We start from the raw sequence: 18,597 nt of genomic DNA, 5'->3' as shown, positions 1-18,597 counted from the left end.
GAAATATTTGTGTAAAAATAAGAAGAATTAATTCTTCTTATTTTTTTTTGATAATATAAGACTGTAAACGTTAAGCAAATCGGATTTGTTGAATATGAATGGGAGGAATAAAAAATGAATTTAAGAAGTCTAACAAATGAAAAACTTATTTCAATTGGTCTAGATTTAAACAAAAAAGAGGATGTTATTAAACACCTAGTTGAAAAATTATATGAAGAGGGAAAGATTACATCTAAAGAAGAATTTTTTAAGGATGTACTAGAAAGAGAAAAACTTTCTCCTACAGGTTTTGAAGGTGGACTAGCTGTTCCTCATGGAAAATCTAGTTCTGTTAAAGAAGCATCATTTGCAGTAGCAATTCTAAATAAACCTATGAAAGAATGGGAAAGTATAGATGAGAATAATGAAGTTGAAATAGTATTCTTATTAGCTATACCAACTGAAGAAGCAGGTTCAACTCATATTCAACTATTAGCAGAGCTTGCTACAAGAATAGCAAATCCATCTTATAAAGATTTGCTTAAGAATTCAAAGAGCAAGAAAGAACTTTACAATAATTTAGATAAAGAAATTATAAAAGAAGATATAGATATAAGTAAGTTTAAAAAATCAATCGTTGCTGTAACAGCTTGTCCTGCTGGAATAGCTCATACATATATGGCTGCAGAAGCTTTAGTTAATGCAGGTAAAGAAATGGGAGTAGCTGTTTATGTTGAAAAACAAGGAGCTAATGGTATAGAAGATAGACATACAAAAGAACAATTGAAAAATGCAGATGCTGCTATATTTGCAGTAGATGTAGCTGTAAAAAATGAAGAAAGATATTCGCATTTACCTACAGTAAGAGCTAAGGTTGCTACTCCTTTAAAGGATGCAAAGGGACTTATAGAAAAAGCACTTAAGGCAGCAGAAAACAAAGGAAAAGGAGAATATGTAGAAACTTCTGACGATGAAGAAAAAGTTTCATTTAGAGAAGAGGCTAAGAAGTCAATTCTTACAGGTATATCTCATATAATTCCTTTAATAGTTGCAGGAGGTATGATTCTAGCTTTCGCAGTATTAGTATCTCAAGGTTTTGGGTTACAAGAATTATATGAAACAGATGGTTCTTGGATTTGGATGTATCGTAAGCTAGGTGGTAATTTACTTGGAACAATAATGGTTCCTGTATTATCTGCATACATGTCATACTCAATTGCTGATAAGCCAGGTTTAGCACCAGGTTTTGCAGCTGGTATAGCAGCTAATATGATAAATGGTGGATTCCTAGGTGGTATGCTTGGAGGTTTCCTAGCAGGTTATACAATTAAATTATTTAAGAAGTATATACCAGCAAAAGGTACATTAGCAGGATTCGTTAGTTTCTGGGTATACCCTGTATTTGGTACATTATTAGTTTCAACACTTATGTTCTTTGTAGTTGGTAAGCCTGTAGCAGCATTAAACCAAACATTAATTGATTGGTTAGGATCTATGGGAGGAACAAATGCAGCACTTTTAGGTGCAATACTTGGTATCATGGTATCATTTGACCTTGGTGGTCCTATTAATAAAGCAGCTTATACATTCTGTGTAGGTGCAATGACTGATGGAATTATAATGCCATATGCAGCTTTCGCATCAGTAAAAATGGTTTCAGCATTTGGTGTAACCTTTGCTACTTTATTAGCTAAGAAGTATTTCAATAAAGAAGAACAAGAAATAGGTAAGTCAACTTGGATTTTAGGACTAGCAGGTATTACAGAAGGTGCTATTCCATTTATGATAGAAGACCCATTAAGAGTAATTCCTTCATTATGTGCAGGTTCAGCAGTAACTGGTGCTTTAGTAGCAATGTTTAACATAGGACTTGATGTTCCAGGAGCAGGTATATTCTCAATATTTATGCTTAAAGATGGTTCAACTATGTTAATGAATATAACAGTATGGCTTGGAGCAGCAATACTTGGAGCAATTATATCAGCAATATTATTAGTAATAACAAGAAAAATGAAACTTAAAAAGCAAGGACTTTTAAAATAATATTTTGCGAGAGGAATTTCCTCTCGCAAAGCTATATCATGGAAAAATATAAAGTTAAATCGGAGTAAGAGGTGTAATAAATGAGTAAAAAAGTTCATGTTGTGCCCCATATGCATTGGGATAGAGAATGGTATTTTACAACGGAAGAGTCAAGAATTCTTTTAGTTAATAATATGGAAGAAATAATGGATATGTTAGAGAACAATCCTAACTATCCTAATTATGTATTGGATGGGCAAACAGCTATATTAGAAGATTATTTCGCGGCAAAGCCAGAAAATAAAGAAAGAGTAAAGAAATTAGCTAAAGAAGGCAGATTAATAATAGGACCTTGGTATACTCAAACAGATGAAATGGTTGTAGGTGGAGAATCTATAACTAGAAATCTATTATATGGATTAAAGGATTGTGAAGAATTTGGTGATGCTATGATGATAGGATATCTTCCAGACTCTTTTGGACAATCTTCTCAAATGCCACAAATATTAAATGGATTTGGAATAAATCGTTCTATATTCTGGAGAGGTGTCTCTGAAAGAATGGGAACAGATAAAACTGAATTTTACTGGGAAGGTGAAGGGGATTCTAAAGTATTAACTCAATTATTTCCATTAGGATATGCAATAGGAAAGTATTTGCCAAGCAATATGGATGATCTTAAGAAGAGAATGGATAAGTATTTCCCTGTACTTGATAAGGGAGCTACAACAGAAAATATCATACTTCCAAATGGTCATGATCAAATGCCTGTACAAAAGAATATATTTGAGATATTAGAAAAGTTAAAGGAATTATATCCAGAAAGAGATTTCTTCTTAAGCAGATATGAAAAGGTATTTGAAGAACTAGAAAAAGAAAAGAATTTACCAACATTAAGAGGGGAATTCTTAGATGGAAAGTATATGAGAGTTCATAGAAGTATCTTCTCAACAAGAATGGATATTAAGGCTGCTAATACAAGGATAGAAAATAAAATAACTAATATATTAGAACCTTTAGCTTCACTTGCTTATTCATTAGGTTTTGAATATCATTCAGGGTTAATTGAGCTTATTTGGAAAGAGATAATGAAAAACCATGCTCATGACTCTATAGGATGTTGTTGTTCTGATAAGGTTCATAAAGAGATAATGAATAGATTTTTCTTAGCTGAAGAAAAGGTAGATAGATTAATAGATTTCTATATGAGAGTTATAGTTGATGCTATGAGCAAAGAGATAGCATTAGATAAATTAACAGCATTTAACCTTCTTCCATATGAAAGAGAAGCTGTAGTTAAAGGTGAAATCATTACAAAGATGAAAAACTTCAACCTTGTTAGTGATGATGGAGAAGAATATGATTTCCAAGTTATAAATAAAGAAGTAGTTGATGCAGGGTTAATTGATAGACAAATTGTTCACTATGGAAACTATGATCCTTTTGTAAGATATACTATTGAATTAAAGGATGTTATTCCTTCAATGGGATATAAGACTTACTTAATTAAAGGAGCAGAAGGAGTTATAAACTCTGAAGAAGGCAAGAAAACAGATAAGATTGAAAATAAGTATTTTAATATAACTGTAAATGAAAACGGGTCATTAAACATACTACATAAAGATACAAACACATTATATGAAAATGTACTTTTAATAGAAGATGGTGCAGATGACGGAGATGAATATGATTTCTCACCATTAGAGGATGATTTTATTGTTAAGAGTGATTTAGTTAAGTGTAACTATAATATAAGCACTTATGAAAATAGTAGTGAGATAGCTATTAATTATACTTTAGATGTACCAAAGGATTTAGATAGCAGAAAGAACAAGAAAATTGATGGTTCTATGGATATATCAATAATTGTTAAGGTTGATAATTGTAGCCCATATTTAAATGTTAAGATGGATATAGATAATAGAGCAAAAGATCATAGAGTAAGAGCATACATTCCAACTGGAATAAAATCTAATTTCTCATTCTCTGATAATCAATTTGGTGTTATAAAAAGAGATGTATATGATAGTGCTATGGATGTATGGGAAGAGGAAAACTGGGATGAAAGACCAGATTCTATTTATCCAATGCTTTCATTTGTAACTTTAAAGAATGAAGAAAGAGGAATGGCTGTCTTAACTAATAGTACTAGAGAGTATGAAATAATTGGAGAAGATTATGATACAATAGCTATAACTTTATTTAGAGGGGTAGGCTTCCTTGGTAAAGAAGAAATGTATAGAAGACCTGGAAGACCATCAGGAATAAAATTAGAAACTCCTGACTCACAAATGCTTGGAAAAGTAAGCTTAGACTTTGGAATATATCCATATGTATCTAGGGAAGATAAGGTATCAAGAGTTGCAAAAGAGTACTTAACTCCAGTGTATACTTACAATAAAATGCCTCACAATGCTATGAAACTAAATTCTGTAGACTTTGAAGTTCCATATAATTATTCTCTATTAAAAGAAGAGAATGATAATGTGACTTTAAGTGTATTAAAGAAGGCTGAAAATAAAAAGGGGTTAGTTCTTAGATATTTCAATGGAACAGCTTCAGAAAAGAAGGTTCATTTTAGCATTAAAGGAAGCAAGTTTAAGAAGGTTAATCTTAAGGAAGATATACTAGAGGATATAGAAGATTTTAGCAAAGTAAATTGTAGTAAAAATAAAGTAGATAATATATACTTTGAATTAGTATAAAAGGTTAGTAACTCTCTTAGCTAAGGTTAAGAGAGTTACAATAATTTTATTTAGAGGTGAATGATATGAAATTTATTTTAGCACCAGATTCATTTAAGGAGAGTATGACAGCTAAGGAAGCTTGTATATCTATGGAAAATGGAATAAGAAAAGTTTTTAAAGATGCTACCTGTATACATGTTCCTATGGCAGATGGTGGTGAAGGTACAGTAGATGCTTTAATAGAATCTACCAATGGAAATTTGCATGAAGTAGAAGTAACAGCTCCACTAGGAAATAAGGTGAAAGCAAAGTTTGGAATATTAGGTGATGGAAAGACTGCTGTAATAGAAATGGCAGAAGCTAGTGGAATTCACTTAGTTAAATTAGAGGATAGAAATCCACTCCTTACTACTACCTTTGGAACTGGTGAACTTATAAAATATGCTTTAGATATGAATATAGAAAGAATAATTATAGGCTTAGGTGGCAGTGCAACTAATGATGGTGGAGTTGGTATGCTTCAGGCATTAGGGGCAAGTTTTAAGGACAGTGATGGAAAAGAGATAGCATTTGGTGGTGGCGTCTTAAAAGATTTATGTACAATAGATTTAAGTGGTTTTGATAAAAGAATTTATGATGTAAAAATAGAAGTAGCTTGTGATGTAAAGAATCCATTAACAGGAGAGAATGGTGCAAGCTTTGTATTTGGGGCTCAAAAGGGTGGAAATAAAGAAACATTAGAGGAGTTAGATAGTAACTTAAAACATTATGCAGAAGTAGTAAAAAGAGATATGGGAAAAGAAATTGATAAGGTTGAAGGTGCAGGTGCAGCAGGAGGACTTGGTGCAGCTTTAATAGGTTTTTGTAATGGAAAACTAGAATCGGGAATAGATTTAGTAATTAAGCATTCTAATTTGGAAGATAAAGTAAGAAAGGCAGATTTTGTATTTACAGGGGAAGGAAGTATAGATTTTCAAACTAAGTTTGGAAAAACTCCTATAGGAGTAGCTAAAATAGCTAAAAAGTATAACATTCCTGTAATAGCTTTTGGGGGAAGAATTGGGGAAGGAATAGATGAATTATATTCATTAGGAATAGATTCTGTAATAGGAATAACCCCAGGGGTAATTTCTTTAGATGAAGCATTAAGCAAAGGGAAAGAGAACCTAGAGATATCAACTGAAAATGTAGTTAGAATATTAGAAACTAGAAAAGTATAATATAATTTATGATAAATTAAAAGAAAAATACATTTTTTCTTTTATGATTAGTTGAATTTTATTATATATAATGCTAATAAGTACAGAGAAAAAGGGGATATTTTGTCAATATTAGTTAAGTAAGAATCTTGAATATAATATATATTATGATATAATTAGGAAAGTAAAGAAATATAACTTGTCACAAATCTAATCTTAAATAATAGAATAACTAAATTATTTATTTTATTTAACTTTTCAATAAGGAGAAAATAAAATGAATGAATTTGGTATTCGTACAAGAGTTTATTTTGGTAAGGGATCATTAAATAAGCTCAATGATATTAAAAATAAGAAAGTTTTAATTGTATGCGATAAGTTTATGGAAACTTCAGGGATGGTTGAAAAGGTTTCGAAAGAACTATCTAATTGTGAAGTATCCATATTCAGTGATGTTGTTCCAGACCCAGCAGTAGAAATTATTGCATCAGGAATTCAAGCTCTTAAAGCATGCAATGCAGAAGTAATTATTGCATTAGGTGGCGGTTCAGCTATTGATGCAGCAAAATCAATAAAAGAGTATTATAATAATTTAAATGACGGTATACAAAAAATAGAAGAATTTTACGCAATTCCAACAACTAGTGGGACAGGTTCGGAAGTTACAGAGTATGCTGTAATTACTAATAAACAAGAGGGGATAAAATATGCTTTAACAAGTGAGTCATTGTTGCCTAATGTGGCTATATTAGACCCGGAACTTGTTAAATCAGTTCCTAAAAGTATAACTGCAGATACAGGAATGGATGTAATTACTCATGCCATTGAAGCTTATGTAGCTAATGGAGCTACTGATTTTTCAGATGCTTTAGCTGAAAAAGCATTAACTCTTGCTGTTAGATTTTTACCATTAGCATATGAAGATGGTAATAATTTATTAGCTAGAGAAAAACTTCATAATGCTTCTTGTCTAGCAGGGATTGCTTTTAATGCAGCAGGTCTTGGTATTACACATAGTTTAGCTCATGCTATAGGGGGTAAATTGCATATCCCACATGGAAGAAGCAATGCTATAATATTGCCTCATATAATAAAATTTAATGCAAATTTAAATGGTGGTTTATACAATAAGGATTATAGTTTAGCAGCTAAGAAGTATCAGAGATTAGCAAAGCTTTTGAAACTTCATGCACCTAATGTCCATATTGGAGTTAATAATTTAATTAGGAAGATTGAAGAACTTCAAAAGAATCTTATGATTCCAACTACACTTACTAAGCAAGGAGTAGATATTGGGCTATTAGAAGAATCTATGGAAGAGATTTTAAAGGCTGCGTTAAAGGATGTATGCACAGAAGCAAATCCTAGGGCTGTTACTAGAGAAGATTTATCTAATATAATAGATAAACTAAAGTAAATTAAACCACCATATGGTGGTTTTTTTCTTTGGGGAAAGATATAAAAAATAAATATAATAGATCATTTTTATAAATAAATTGGGGAGAATATAAAAGTTGGAGGCTTATTTATGGAAAATGATATGTACTCTATAGGTAAAGTTGAAGAAATGTGTAAGATTACGAAAAAAGCTTTGCGATATTATGATAAAATAGGGATTTTATCACCAGATAAGATATCAGATGATAGTGGATATAGATACTATAGTAAAAGAAATCTCTTGTTGGTGCCTTTAATAAAATATTATAAACAAAGTGGTTTTAAACTTGATGAGATGAGGGAATATCTTGGAGGGGCATCTTACTTTAAAATTGAAAATGGTTTCAGAAAAAAGATAGATGAATTAATATCATTACAAAGTGAACTTGAATTAAAGTTAAGATCAGTAAATGATTGGTACAAGCTTATTCTAGAGGCTGAGGGGATAATGGAATGTAATGCTTGTCAAGTTGGAGTGAAATATATAGAAAAGAAAGAAATGATTTTCTTAGATCAAGACTTTAAATATGATTATATGGATTCAATAATAAATATTGAATTTACTAATTATATAGAAAGCAAGAAGAATGCAATAACAGGACCAGTTATAATATCATATCCATCTTTTAAGGATAAGATGAATGGTAATTGTAAAAAGATGAGGATAATGCAAGAAACAATTTTAAAGTGTGATGATGGGATAAAAGTGGAATATGGTGGCGGTACAGTTGTATCTTGTTATCATATAGGTCCACATGAAACTATAAATGAAACTTACAAAAAGATGAGTGAATGGATTAAAAAGCATGGTTATACATGTGAGGATGAATGTTATGAAAGATATGTAACTGATTATTGGACAACGCAAGTACCAGAAAAATTTGTGACAGAAGTAATTTTTAAAATAAAAAAATAAATAATAAAGAAATTATGAAAGTGTATACTGAAAAATCAAGTTATTTTTTAGTATACACTTTTTCATATTTTAAAAGATAATTGAGAAAAAAGGACTTATAAAAATAATGTTAAATTAATATCAAATTTCTATTGACCTTCCTCCTAAGGGGAAGGCATATAATTCGAATTAGGATATAGTTGTCCACAAAGAAATAAATAAGTTGTTATTCTAAATTATTTAAGCAGAGATGTGACAAGTTTGTTGCTTTAATATCCTTGAGTTAAACGTTTAAACAGTTTATTAAAAGCTGGCTTAAATTTTTATTATATTTTAGTAGAACACTTGGGGAGTGTTGTAAACGATATATAATATAAGTTTTAGTTTTGTTAAGGAAATTTGGAATATTTCTTTGGATGGCTAGCTCAGGTTTATATTAAAGTTGTGTTGAGAATTACGCTCAAACAGAAATTGAATAAAAGGATGATAGGAGGGATATCAAGCAGCAATCTTCTAAGATTTATATTTGGATAGATAAGTATAGCTGGCGATTTACTGATCTAAAAACATATTCACTAATACAATTAATTTAATAAAAGAAGGGAGATTTATCATGAATGTAGTTTCAACAGATAAAGTCAATATAAAAGAAGTTAGCATAAAAGCAACGGAAGCTAAAAAGAAATTAGCTAGTAACTTTTTTAAAAAAGGTATCACGTTAGCTTTGTTTTCGGGGGTAACTTACGGCCTTTATACAGCTTTCTTAACAATGGCCATGAGAAAAGGTGTATGGGAAGATTGGACAGGGGCAAATACAGCAGGATTATCTACTTTTGTGGTTATATATTTAGTTGCAGCTTTAGGAAATGCTATTAATGATACTTGTAGTGCCGTATGGGCAATATTAAATTCAATAGCTAAAGGAAAGTTTAAAGATTTTGTAAGGTGTCTAAAGTCAAAGCCAGGTAAGATTATGATATTAGCAGCATTAATTGGTGGTCCAATAGCTGGGACAGCTTATGTTGTATCAATCCAATTGGCTGGTTCAATCGTAGTTCCGATATCTGCACTATGTCCAGCTATAGCTGCTATTTTAGGTAGAGTTCTTTATAAGCAAGAATTAAATAAGCGTATGAGCGTTGGAATTTTAATTTGTGTATTTGCAAGTTTTTTAATAGGAAGTACAGGCTTTGGAGGGGAAACTTCTCCAACATTGGTATTAGGTTTATTAGTTGCAGTAATAGCTGCATTAGGATGGGGATTTGAAGGATGTGTTGCTGGGTATGGAACAGCAATGATTGATCCAGAAATAGGAATATGTATACGTCAAGTAACATCAGGAATAGCAAACTTATTTATTATAGTTCCAGTATTAGGTGTAATGGCTGGAGGAGTTGATATTTCAATTGACTTAGCTTTTCAAGCATTTACAAGTGGACCAGCTATGATTTGGTTTGTATTTAGCGGATTATTAACATTCATTACTTTTATGACTTGGTATGCTGGTAATAGTATGTGTGGTGCAGGACTTGGTACTGCATGTAATGGGACATACTCTTTCTTTGGACCTTTATTCTGCTTCTTATTATTAGGAGTATTTGCAGGAATGGAAGGTTGGGCATTACCAGCTGTAGCATGGATTGGAGCTATCATAATGATGGTTGGAATTTTAACAATAGCCATGAATCCATTAGATATTTTTAGAAGAAAAAAAGGGAGTGAAATTGATGAAACCGCTTAATTATGCAATATTAAAACATTTTACTAAAGTAAAAGAGGCTTGTGCAGAAGATATTATTGAAGCTTTAAAAGGAGAATATGGAAGCTTTAAAGCTTTAAACAAGAAAGATGTAACTACAGCTTTAATGACAGCGGAGGCAAATGGGCTTATAGAAGAAACTAGATATATGCTTGATTCTAATGAAGAACTAAGAGTTTATTATCATGCTCATGAAGAAGGGGCAGCTACAATTAATAAATATATAAAAGATTAAAACATTTACCTTAGGGTAATTTTCCAAGATATATTATATGGATTAATAGCGAGATAAAACATATAAATTTTTCATTGAATGGTAGCTATTAACTTAGATTATGTTTATTCCCTAAAAAATAAATTTATAGAAAAACATATTGACTTTCCCCTTATGGGAAAGGACTATAATCACTTTAGGGAATAGAACATAATTAAAAATAAAACAGATTATTAATATAAAAAATCTTAGGGTATGTATAGATATGCTCAGCTTGGAAGGAGGAAATTTCATGAGATATTATGGAGATGAAGCATTAGGTCTTATAGAAACCATAGGATTAGTACCAGCACTTGAAGCAGCAGATAAAATGTTAAAAGCTTCAGATGTTGAGCTGATTTCATATGAAAATATTGGTTCAACCCTTGTTACCATAATAGTAAAAGGGGATGTAGCTGCCGTAAGATCAGCTGTTGAAGCAGGTGCTGAAGCTGCTGCTGCTATTGGTAAATTAACAGCAAAGAATGTTATGCCTAGACCTATTAGAGAAGTAGGAGATATTGTTTCAGTACATGATATAGATAGTTAATATAGAAAGGAAATGATGTATATGGCGAGATATGAAGCTATAGGATTAATTGAGACTTTCGGCTTAGTTTTCGCATTGGAAGCAGCAGATGCTATGTGCAAAGCGGCTGATGTTGAGCTTGTAGGTTATGAAAACGTTGCCTCTGGATATATTTCGGTATTAGTACGTGGAGATGTTGGTGCTTGTAAGACAGCAGTTGATGCTGGAGTTAAAGTTGTTAAAGAAATGGAAGATGGGAATCTTTATAGCTCAGTAGTTATTGCAAGACCACATCAAGATCTTGAAAAGATTATTGAACGTTATGCAATAAAGAATCTTATACCAGAGCAAAATTAAAGAAAGTTTTTAAATAGAAGGAGAGAGAAAAATGAATATTATTGACAATGATCTACTCTCTATGCAGGAAGCAAGGATACTTGTTGAAAATGCTCGTGAAGCACAAAAGAAACTTGCAACATTTCCTCAAAGTAAGCTTGATGAAATAGTTGAGCGTATGACTGAGGAAATTGAAAAACACATAATTGAGCTTTCGAAAATGTCACATGAAGAAACTGAATATGGTAAATGGGAAGATAAAAGAATAAAAAATACCTTTATATGTTCCTATTTAAGGGAAAGATTAAGGAATATGAATTGTGTAGGCATTATTAAGCGAGATGAAGAGCAGAAGACTATGGATGTTGGAGTTCCAATAGGAGTAATTGTAGCCTTTTGTCCTGCAACAAGTCCAGTGTCTACAACAATTTATAATGCACTTATTGCTATAAAATCAGGAAATGCTATAATTTTTTCTCCTCACCCTAGAGGTAAAAAAACTATTAGTAAGACTATTGATATACTAATTAGGGCAGCAGAGGGATATGGATTGCCAGAAGGAGCTATTTCCTATCTTCATACTGTTACTAGAAGTGGGTCTGTGGAGTTAATGAACCATAGAGATACTTCACTAATTATGAATACAGGTGTACCTGGAATGTTGGATTTAGCATATGAGTCTGGAAAACCATTAATATATGGAGGCACAGGAAATGGACCAGCATTCATAGAGCGTACAGCAGATATTAAGCAAGCAGTAAAAGACATAATTGATAGTAAAACTTTCGATAATGGAGTGCTTTCAGCAGCTGAACAATCTATTGTTGTAGATAGTTGTATTGCATCAGAAGTTAAAAGTGAACTTCAAAAGAATGGTGGATATTTTATGAGTGAGGATGAGTCTGAAAAGCTTGGTTCACTTTTGTATAAAGCAGATGGAAGTTTAGATGTAGATTATATAGGTAAATCACCACAATTCTTAGCAAAAAGGGCAGGATTTAATATTTCTGATGAGATTAAGATTCTAATTTCACAGCAAAAGTATGTTTCAGCAAATAATCCATATTCTAAAGAAAAACTTTGCCCAGTTATATCTATGTATATAGAAGATGATTGGATGAATGCATGTGAAAAATGTATTGAATTATTGCTAAGCGAAAGACAAGGACATACTTTAGTCATTCACTCTAATGATGAAGAAGTAATTCGTCAATTTGCTTTAAAGAAACCTGTTGGTAGGATACTTGTAAATACACCAGGAGTATTTGGAAGTATGGGAGTAACTACAAATTTATTCCCTTCTATGACACTAGGAAGTGGTTCAGCAGGAAAGGGTATGACATCTGATAATGTTTCACCTATGAATCTTATATATATTCGAAAAGTAGGTTATGGTGTTAGAAGAATGAAAGAAATAATAACTTCTATTACTAATGTAGAGGAACCTCAAGGTAGCAATGATAGATTAAATAATAATGAAAATGATAATGAAGAGCTATTAAAGATGCTACTGAAGAAGATTCTTAAAGAATTAAAATAGCTAATAAAAATAATTAATAGAATGTGAGGTAGTAAATTGGATATTCGTGAGTTTTCAAATAAATTAATGGAAGCAACTCAAAATATGTCTCCTTCAGAACGTGAAGCTTTGATAGAGATGTTTGAGAGTGTTTCTAATGAGATAACAAAGGACGAGGATACTAAGTCTAATGTAGTATGTGAAAATAATGGACAAATTCCAGATGGAATAACAACACGTTTGATGAAGTTAAAGGAAAATTATTTAAAGCAAGTTCCTAAAATCACTATTCATCGTGCTAAGGCAATTACAAAGATTGCAAAAGAAAATCCAGGAGCCCCTAAAGCAATTTTACGTGGTAAGAGCTTTAAATATTGTTGTGAAACTGCACCGTTAGTTATTCAAGATAATGAACTTATAGTTGGTGCTCCAAATGGTGCTCCACGTGCTGGTGCATTCTCTCCGGATATAGCTTGGAGATGGATGGTAGATGAGTTAGATACTATAGCAACTCGTCCACAAGACCCATTCTATATATCAGAAGAAGATAAAAAATATATGAGAGAAGAGATATTCCCATTCTGGAAAGGAAAATCAGTTGATGAATATTGTGAAGATCAATATCGTGAAGCAGGTGTATGGGAATTATCAGGTGAGTCTTTTGTTTCAGATTGTTCATACCATGCAATAAATGGTGGTGGAGATTCTAACCCTGGATATGATGTTATCTTGATGAAAAAAGGTATGTTAGATATCAAGAGAGAGGCAGAAGAGAAATTAGCAAAATTAAATTATGAAAAGCCAGAAGATATAGATAAAATATATTTCTATAAATCAATAATAGATACTGCAGAAGGAGTTATGATTTATGCAAAACGTATGTCAGACTATGCTGCAGAATTAGCTGAAAAGGAAACAAATCCTAAACGTAAAGCTGAATTATTAAAGATTTCAGAAGTAAATGCTAAAGTTCCAGCTCATAAGCCAACTACATTCTGGGAAGCTATACAAGCAGTTTGGACAATAGAATCTCTATTAGTTGTAGAAGAAAATCAAACTGGTATGTCTATTGGACGTGTTGACCAATATATGTATCCATTCTATAAGGCTGATATTGAATCAGGTAGAATGACTGATTTTGAAGCTTTTGAACTTGCTGGATGTATGCTTATAAAGATGTCAGAAATGATGTGGATTACAAGTGAAGGTGGTTCTAAATTCTTTGCAGGATATCAACCATTTGTAAATATGTGTGTTGGTGGTGTAACTAGAGAAGGTAGGGATGCTACAAACGAATTAACTTACTTATTAATGGATGCTGTTAGACATGTAAAAATATATCAACCTTCATTAGCATGTCGTATTCATAAAGGGTCACCACAAAAATTCTTAAAGAAGATAGTACAAGTTATCCGTGCAGGAATGGGATTCCCAGCATGTCACTTTGATGATGTTCATATTAAGATGATGCTAGCAAAGGGGGTTTCTCTTGAAGATGCTAGAGATTACTGCTTAATGGGATGCGTAGAACCACAAAAATCAGGAAGATTATATCAATGGACTTCTACAGCATACACACAATGGCCAATATGTATAGAACTTGTTCTTAATCAAGGTGTTCCTTTATGGTATGGAAAACAAGTTTGTCCAAATCTTGGTGATATAGATAGCTTTAAAACTTATGAGGAATTTGAAGCCGCAGTAAAAGAACAAATAAAATATATTACTAAATGGACAAGTGTAGCAACAGTAATTTCACAACGTGTTCATAGAGAACTTGCTCCAAAGCCACTTATGTCAATTATGTATGAAGGATGTATGGAAAATGGTAGAGGAGTAGAAGCTGGTGGAGCAATGTATAACTTTGGACCAGGAGTTGTTTGGAGTGGACTTGCAACATATACAGATTCTATGGCAGCAATTAAGAAATTAGTATTTGAAGAAAAGAAATATACATTAAGAGAATTAAATGAAGCTTTAAAGGCAGACTTTGTTGGTTATGAAAAACTAAGAAAAGACTGTTTAGAAGCACCTAAGTATGGTAATGACGATGATTATGCGGACTATATAGCTGCAGAACTTATCAACTTTACAGAAATGGAACATCGCAAATATAAGACTTTATATTCAGTATTAAGTCATGGAACATTATCAATTTCTAATAATACTCCATTTGGACAATTAACAGGAGCGTCAGCAAATGGACGTAGAGCTTGGATGCCATTATCAGATGGAATAAGTCCAAGCCAAGGTTCTGACTATAAGGGACCTACAGCAATAATAAAATCTGTATCAAAAATGAGTTGCGAAAACATGAATATAGGTATGGTTCATAACTTCAAGCTTATATCAGGATTACTTGAAACTAAGGAAGGTGAAGAGGGAATTATTACACTACTACGTAGTGCATGTGCTCTTCAACTTGGAGAAGTTCAATTTAATTACTTAGATAATAAGACATTAATAGAAGCTCAAAAACATCCTGATCAATATAGAGATTTAATTGTTCGTGTAGCTGGATATAGTGCATATTTTGTAGAACTTTGCAAAGATGTTCAAGATGAAATTATAAGTAGAACAGTCTTAACACATTTCTAATAATTAAAATTTAATCTGGTAAGTGGCTATATAGAGAATTAATTTATATAGTCACAACCAGAAAAAATAATAGTGGAGAAATAAGAATGAGTAATGAAAATCTAGGAGTCTTGGAAAGAAAAGCAACTATATTTAATATACAGAAATACAACATGTATGACGGACCAGGAGTAAGAACTTTAATCTTCTTTCAAGGATGTCCACTTAGGTGTAAATGGTGTGCAAACCCTGAAGGGATGATTAGAAAACATAGAGTATTGTTTAAAAGCAATTTGTGCATTAATTGCGGAGCCTGTGTTTCTGCCTGTCCAGTAGGTATACACACAATTTCAAATGAAACCTTAAAGCACGAAGTAAATAGAAATATTGACTGTATTGGTTGTGGAAAGTGTAAGGAAGAATGTGTAAAGTCAGCTATTTCTATAATAGGAGAAGAAAAAACTATATCTGAACTTCTAGAAATAATTGAAGAAGATAGAACTTTCTATGAAGTTTCTGGTGGTGGAGTAACACTTGGTGGTGGAGAAGTTTTAATGCAACCTGAGGCTGCAAGTAGCTTACTTATGGCATGTAAAAATGAAGGTATTAATACAGCAATAGAAACATGTGGATATGCAAAGCTAGAATCAGTCCTTAAAGTTGCAGAGTTTACTGACCTGTTCTTGTTTGATATTAAGCATATAAATTCTGACAAACATTTATATTGGACAGGTGTTAGAAATGAACAAATCTTAGAAAATTTGAAGGAACTTCTTCGCAGAAAGTATAATGTGCAAATTCGTATGCCATTACTTAAGGGAGTTAATGATTGTCAGGAAGATATAGAAAATGTTATGAAGTTTTTACTTCCATATAAAGACTATAAAAATTTTAAAGGCATTGATTTATTACCTTATCACAAGATGGGGGTTAATAAATATAATCAACTTGGAGTTCCATATCCAATTGAAGGTGATCCAAGCTTAAGTAATGAGGATTTAGATAAGATTGAAAGTTGGATTAAGAATTATGATTTGCCTGTTAAAGTGGTTCGTCACTAAATGATTTTCAAATAAATAAAAAGGTGGAAAGTAAGGTTATGGAGGATTTTCTTAATAAGAATATACAGCGTGTTATACAAGAGTCAGTACCAGGTAAGCAAATAACAATAGCTCATATTATTGCCTCACCTATGCCAGATATATATGAAAGATTAGGAATTGATGATAAGGGAGCTATTGGAATACTAACTCTTTCTCCTTTTGAAACAGCAATAATAGCTGCTGATATAGCAACTAAAGTTGCAGATGTTGAAATTGGATTTCTTGATCGTTTCACTGGATCAGTAGTTATAAATGGTGATGTTCAAAGTGTTGAAACAGCACTTAGTGCAGTAAATGATGCTTTAAAAAATATGCTGGGCTTTACAGTTGCTCCAATAACACGAACATGAGAAAAAAACGAATAATGATTATTGGTCCTTCAAAAAGTGGCAAAACAACTTTGGCTAATGAGCTTAATGGTTATACTGGTCCATTAAGAAGAACATCAGATATTATTTATGGGAAAAATACTATAGATGTACCAAGTGCATATATAGAAAATTCATGGATGTATAAACATGTTATTGCAGTATCTCAAGATGCTTCAAAAATTCTTATTTTAGTTGATCAATCAAATAGTGTAGATGTGTATTCTCCAGGATGGGCAAAGTTATTTAATTGTCCAGTGATTGGAGTGATTACTAAGAGTGATATGAATCCAGAAAATAGGAATATATGCTTGCATCAGCTTAAGAGAATAGGAGTAAATGAACCTTATTTTGATATTAGTTTTATAAAAAGAACAGGAATTGATGTTTTAAAAAAATATTTATTTGAAAAGTGTGAGGAGTAATGAGGAGATGATGAAATTTATTACTGAAGAGTATTTAAGGGATGTTTATAAGGAAGCTCCCTTTGATACATATAAATTAGCTGAAGGACAACGCCTTACACCTGGAGCAAGACAATATCTATCTGATAAAGGAATAAAGATGGAAGATGATGTCGTTCAAGAAAAGAAAAAGGTTACTCAAGTCAATGACTCAAAAGAAGGTGAGATATCTCAAAAAAGAAAAAGAGAAAAGCTATGCAATAGATTAAAATCTATTGAAGCTTTATTCTTTGATACTAGTAGAGAGCTATTGACTTTAGATATTATTTTAGCACAGAAAATCATTAGTTTAGGAAGAAAGGTTACAAACATTAGAAAAGTTGTTGAAGGTAACTCTACTTTAGAAACAATTGAAGTTAAAGAATGTAGTGGAATATCCAAAGAAAATTTCTTTGATAATATAGAAGACTGTTTTGAAATTACTGAGTTTCATATACAACTTGAAAAAGGTAAGGAAATATTAAAACTTCATTTATTAAGATGTGCTTTAAGAGAAGTAAGTTTAGAAATTAGTGAAAGTTATGAGCATGATGAAAGTCAGACAGGAAATGAAATTATAAAGAATGTTAATTCAATTATAAATAGTATATCCCAGATGATTTGTATAACAGTAGGAGGAGAGAGATGTCAGAGAAAAGTATAGCTTTTGAATATTGTGATAATCTCGTTGAAGAGTTTGAACATGTAATAGAGTCACCTAAAGTAGGGGAAACTTCTACGTATTATACAGGTGTTGATTTAGGTACAGCTTGCATAGTTTTAGCAGTTTTAGATGAAAATTATAAACCAGTAGCTGGTGCATATAGATATGCGGATGTTGTTCGTGATGGCATGGTAGTAGATTATTTAGGAGCAGTAAGAATTGTTAGAGAGTTGAAAAAAGAAATAGAAGAAAAAATTAATGCAGAATTAATTTATGCAGCTGCTGCTATTCCACCAGGAACAGATGCTTTAGATTCTGGAGCTATAAAAAATGTTGTTCAAGCTGCTGGATTTGAATTAACAAACCTTCTTGATGAACCTACTGCAGCTAATGAAGTTTTAAAAATACAAAATGGAGCGGTTGTAGATATAGGGGGAGGAACAACAGGAATATCTATTCTGAAGGATGGGAAAGTTGTTCATGTAGTTGATGAACCTACAGGAGGTACACATTTTTCATTAGTTATTGCAGGTGCTTATGGAATGCCTTTTGCTAAAGCAGATGAGTTTAAGAGAGACAATAATAATCATAAAGAACTTTTACCAGTTTTAAAGCCAGTTATTGAAAAAGTAGCATCAATAATTAATCAACATGTAAAAGGATATGATGTTGATGGAATATCTCTTGTAGGAGGAACATGTTGCTTGACAGGAATTGAGGATGTTATACAAAAACAAACTGGTATATATACACATAAGCCTAAGAATCCTATGTTTGTGACCCCACTTGGAATAGCATTAAGCTGTACTCAAGAAATTATTGAATAA

General features: G+C 31.9%; 16 protein-coding genes. All 16 read left to right on the top strand.

The features are described 5' to 3' along the window. Window positions 1-114 precede the first annotated feature (114 nt). The 16 genes from mngA (at window position 115) to eutJ (ending at window position 18,597) form a co-directional block, all read left to right on the top strand. Window positions 115-2,022: a PTS 2-O-a-mannosyl-D-glycerate transporter subunit IIABC gene (gene mngA, locus G594_RS0107200; protein WP_027097967.1), complete on the top strand. Its 1,908-nt coding sequence runs from the start codon at window positions 115-117 to the stop codon at window positions 2,020-2,022. An 80-nt stretch (window positions 2,023-2,102) separates the two neighbouring features. Continuing rightward, on the top strand, window positions 2,103-4,706 hold the full coding sequence (gene mngB / locus G594_RS0107195; RefSeq protein WP_027097966.1) for a mannosylglycerate hydrolase: 2,604 nt from the start codon (window positions 2,103-2,105) through the stop codon (window positions 4,704-4,706). A 65-nt stretch (window positions 4,707-4,771) separates the two neighbouring features. Continuing rightward, the gene (locus tag G594_RS0107190) at window positions 4,772-5,908 is read left to right on the top strand and encodes a glycerate kinase (protein ID WP_027097965.1); all 1,137 of its coding nucleotides are present in this window, start codon (window positions 4,772-4,774) and stop codon (window positions 5,906-5,908) included. Between the two features lie 256 nt (window positions 5,909-6,164). Further along, the gene (locus tag G594_RS0107185) at window positions 6,165-7,304 is read left to right on the top strand and encodes a 1-propanol dehydrogenase PduQ (RefSeq protein ID WP_027097964.1); all 1,140 of its coding nucleotides are present in this window, start codon (window positions 6,165-6,167) and stop codon (window positions 7,302-7,304) included. 111 nt (window positions 7,305-7,415) lie between these two features. Continuing rightward, complete coding sequence (locus G594_RS0107180) at window positions 7,416-8,240, top strand: MerR family transcriptional regulator (RefSeq protein ID WP_027097963.1); 825 nt, start codon at window positions 7,416-7,418, stop codon at window positions 8,238-8,240. A gap of 592 nt (window positions 8,241-8,832) precedes the next feature. Continuing rightward, window positions 8,833-9,960 carry a membrane protein gene (locus G594_RS0107175; RefSeq protein WP_049179076.1) on the top strand — a complete coding sequence of 376 codons (1,128 nt, stop codon included), beginning with the start codon at window positions 8,833-8,835 and terminating at the stop codon, window positions 9,958-9,960. Next, window positions 9,947-10,213 carry a hypothetical protein gene (locus G594_RS0107170; RefSeq protein ID WP_027097961.1) on the top strand — a complete coding sequence of 89 codons (267 nt, stop codon included), beginning with the start codon at window positions 9,947-9,949 and terminating at the stop codon, window positions 10,211-10,213. Before G594_RS0107175 ends, G594_RS0107170 begins: the two co-directional genes overlap by 14 nt. A 271-nt stretch (window positions 10,214-10,484) precedes the next feature. Further along, window positions 10,485-10,781 carry a BMC domain-containing protein gene (locus G594_RS0107165; RefSeq protein ID WP_027097960.1) on the top strand — a complete coding sequence of 99 codons (297 nt, stop codon included), beginning with the start codon at window positions 10,485-10,487 and terminating at the stop codon, window positions 10,779-10,781. 21 nt (window positions 10,782-10,802) lie between these two features. Beyond that, window positions 10,803-11,117, top strand: a complete 315-nt coding sequence (locus tag G594_RS0107160; RefSeq protein ID WP_027097959.1) for a BMC domain-containing protein — start codon at window positions 10,803-10,805, stop codon at window positions 11,115-11,117. A gap of 31 nt (window positions 11,118-11,148) precedes the next feature. Then, window positions 11,149-12,636 (top strand): aldehyde dehydrogenase family protein, encoded by a 1,488-nt coding sequence (locus tag G594_RS18530; protein WP_051195931.1) that lies wholly within the window; start codon window positions 11,149-11,151, stop codon window positions 12,634-12,636. Between the two features lie 36 nt (window positions 12,637-12,672). After that, window positions 12,673-15,213 (top strand): choline trimethylamine-lyase, encoded by a 2,541-nt coding sequence (gene cutC / locus G594_RS0107150; RefSeq protein WP_027097958.1) that lies wholly within the window; start codon window positions 12,673-12,675, stop codon window positions 15,211-15,213. A gap of 86 nt (window positions 15,214-15,299) precedes the next feature. After that, window positions 15,300-16,253 carry a choline TMA-lyase-activating enzyme gene (gene cutD / locus G594_RS0107145; RefSeq protein WP_027097957.1) on the top strand — a complete coding sequence of 318 codons (954 nt, stop codon included), beginning with the start codon at window positions 15,300-15,302 and terminating at the stop codon, window positions 16,251-16,253. A 38-nt stretch (window positions 16,254-16,291) separates the two neighbouring features. Beyond that, on the top strand, window positions 16,292-16,645 hold the full coding sequence (locus G594_RS0107140) for a BMC domain-containing protein (protein WP_027097956.1): 354 nt from the start codon (window positions 16,292-16,294) through the stop codon (window positions 16,643-16,645). After that, entirely contained in the window at window positions 16,642-17,088 is a 447-nt protein-coding gene (locus G594_RS0107135; protein ID WP_027097955.1) for a EutP/PduV family microcompartment system protein, read from the top strand. The genes G594_RS0107140 and G594_RS0107135 overlap by 4 nt, the downstream gene beginning before the upstream one ends. Before the next feature lie 7 nt (window positions 17,089-17,095). Further along, window positions 17,096-17,770: an ATP--cob(I)alamin adenosyltransferase gene (locus G594_RS0107130; RefSeq protein ID WP_027097954.1), complete on the top strand. Its 675-nt coding sequence runs from the start codon at window positions 17,096-17,098 to the stop codon at window positions 17,768-17,770. Then, window positions 17,752-18,597, top strand: a complete 846-nt coding sequence (gene eutJ, locus G594_RS0107125) for an ethanolamine utilization protein EutJ (RefSeq protein WP_027097953.1) — start codon at window positions 17,752-17,754, stop codon at window positions 18,595-18,597. Before G594_RS0107130 ends, eutJ begins: the two co-directional genes overlap by 19 nt.

This window comes from Clostridium paraputrificum AGR2156 (assembly GCF_000424025.1).
Lineage (GTDB): Bacteria > Bacillota > Clostridia > Clostridiales > Clostridiaceae > Clostridium > Clostridium paraputrificum.
Note: the sequence above shows the minus strand (reverse complement) of the source record. Positions and strands in the feature narration are given on the sequence as shown.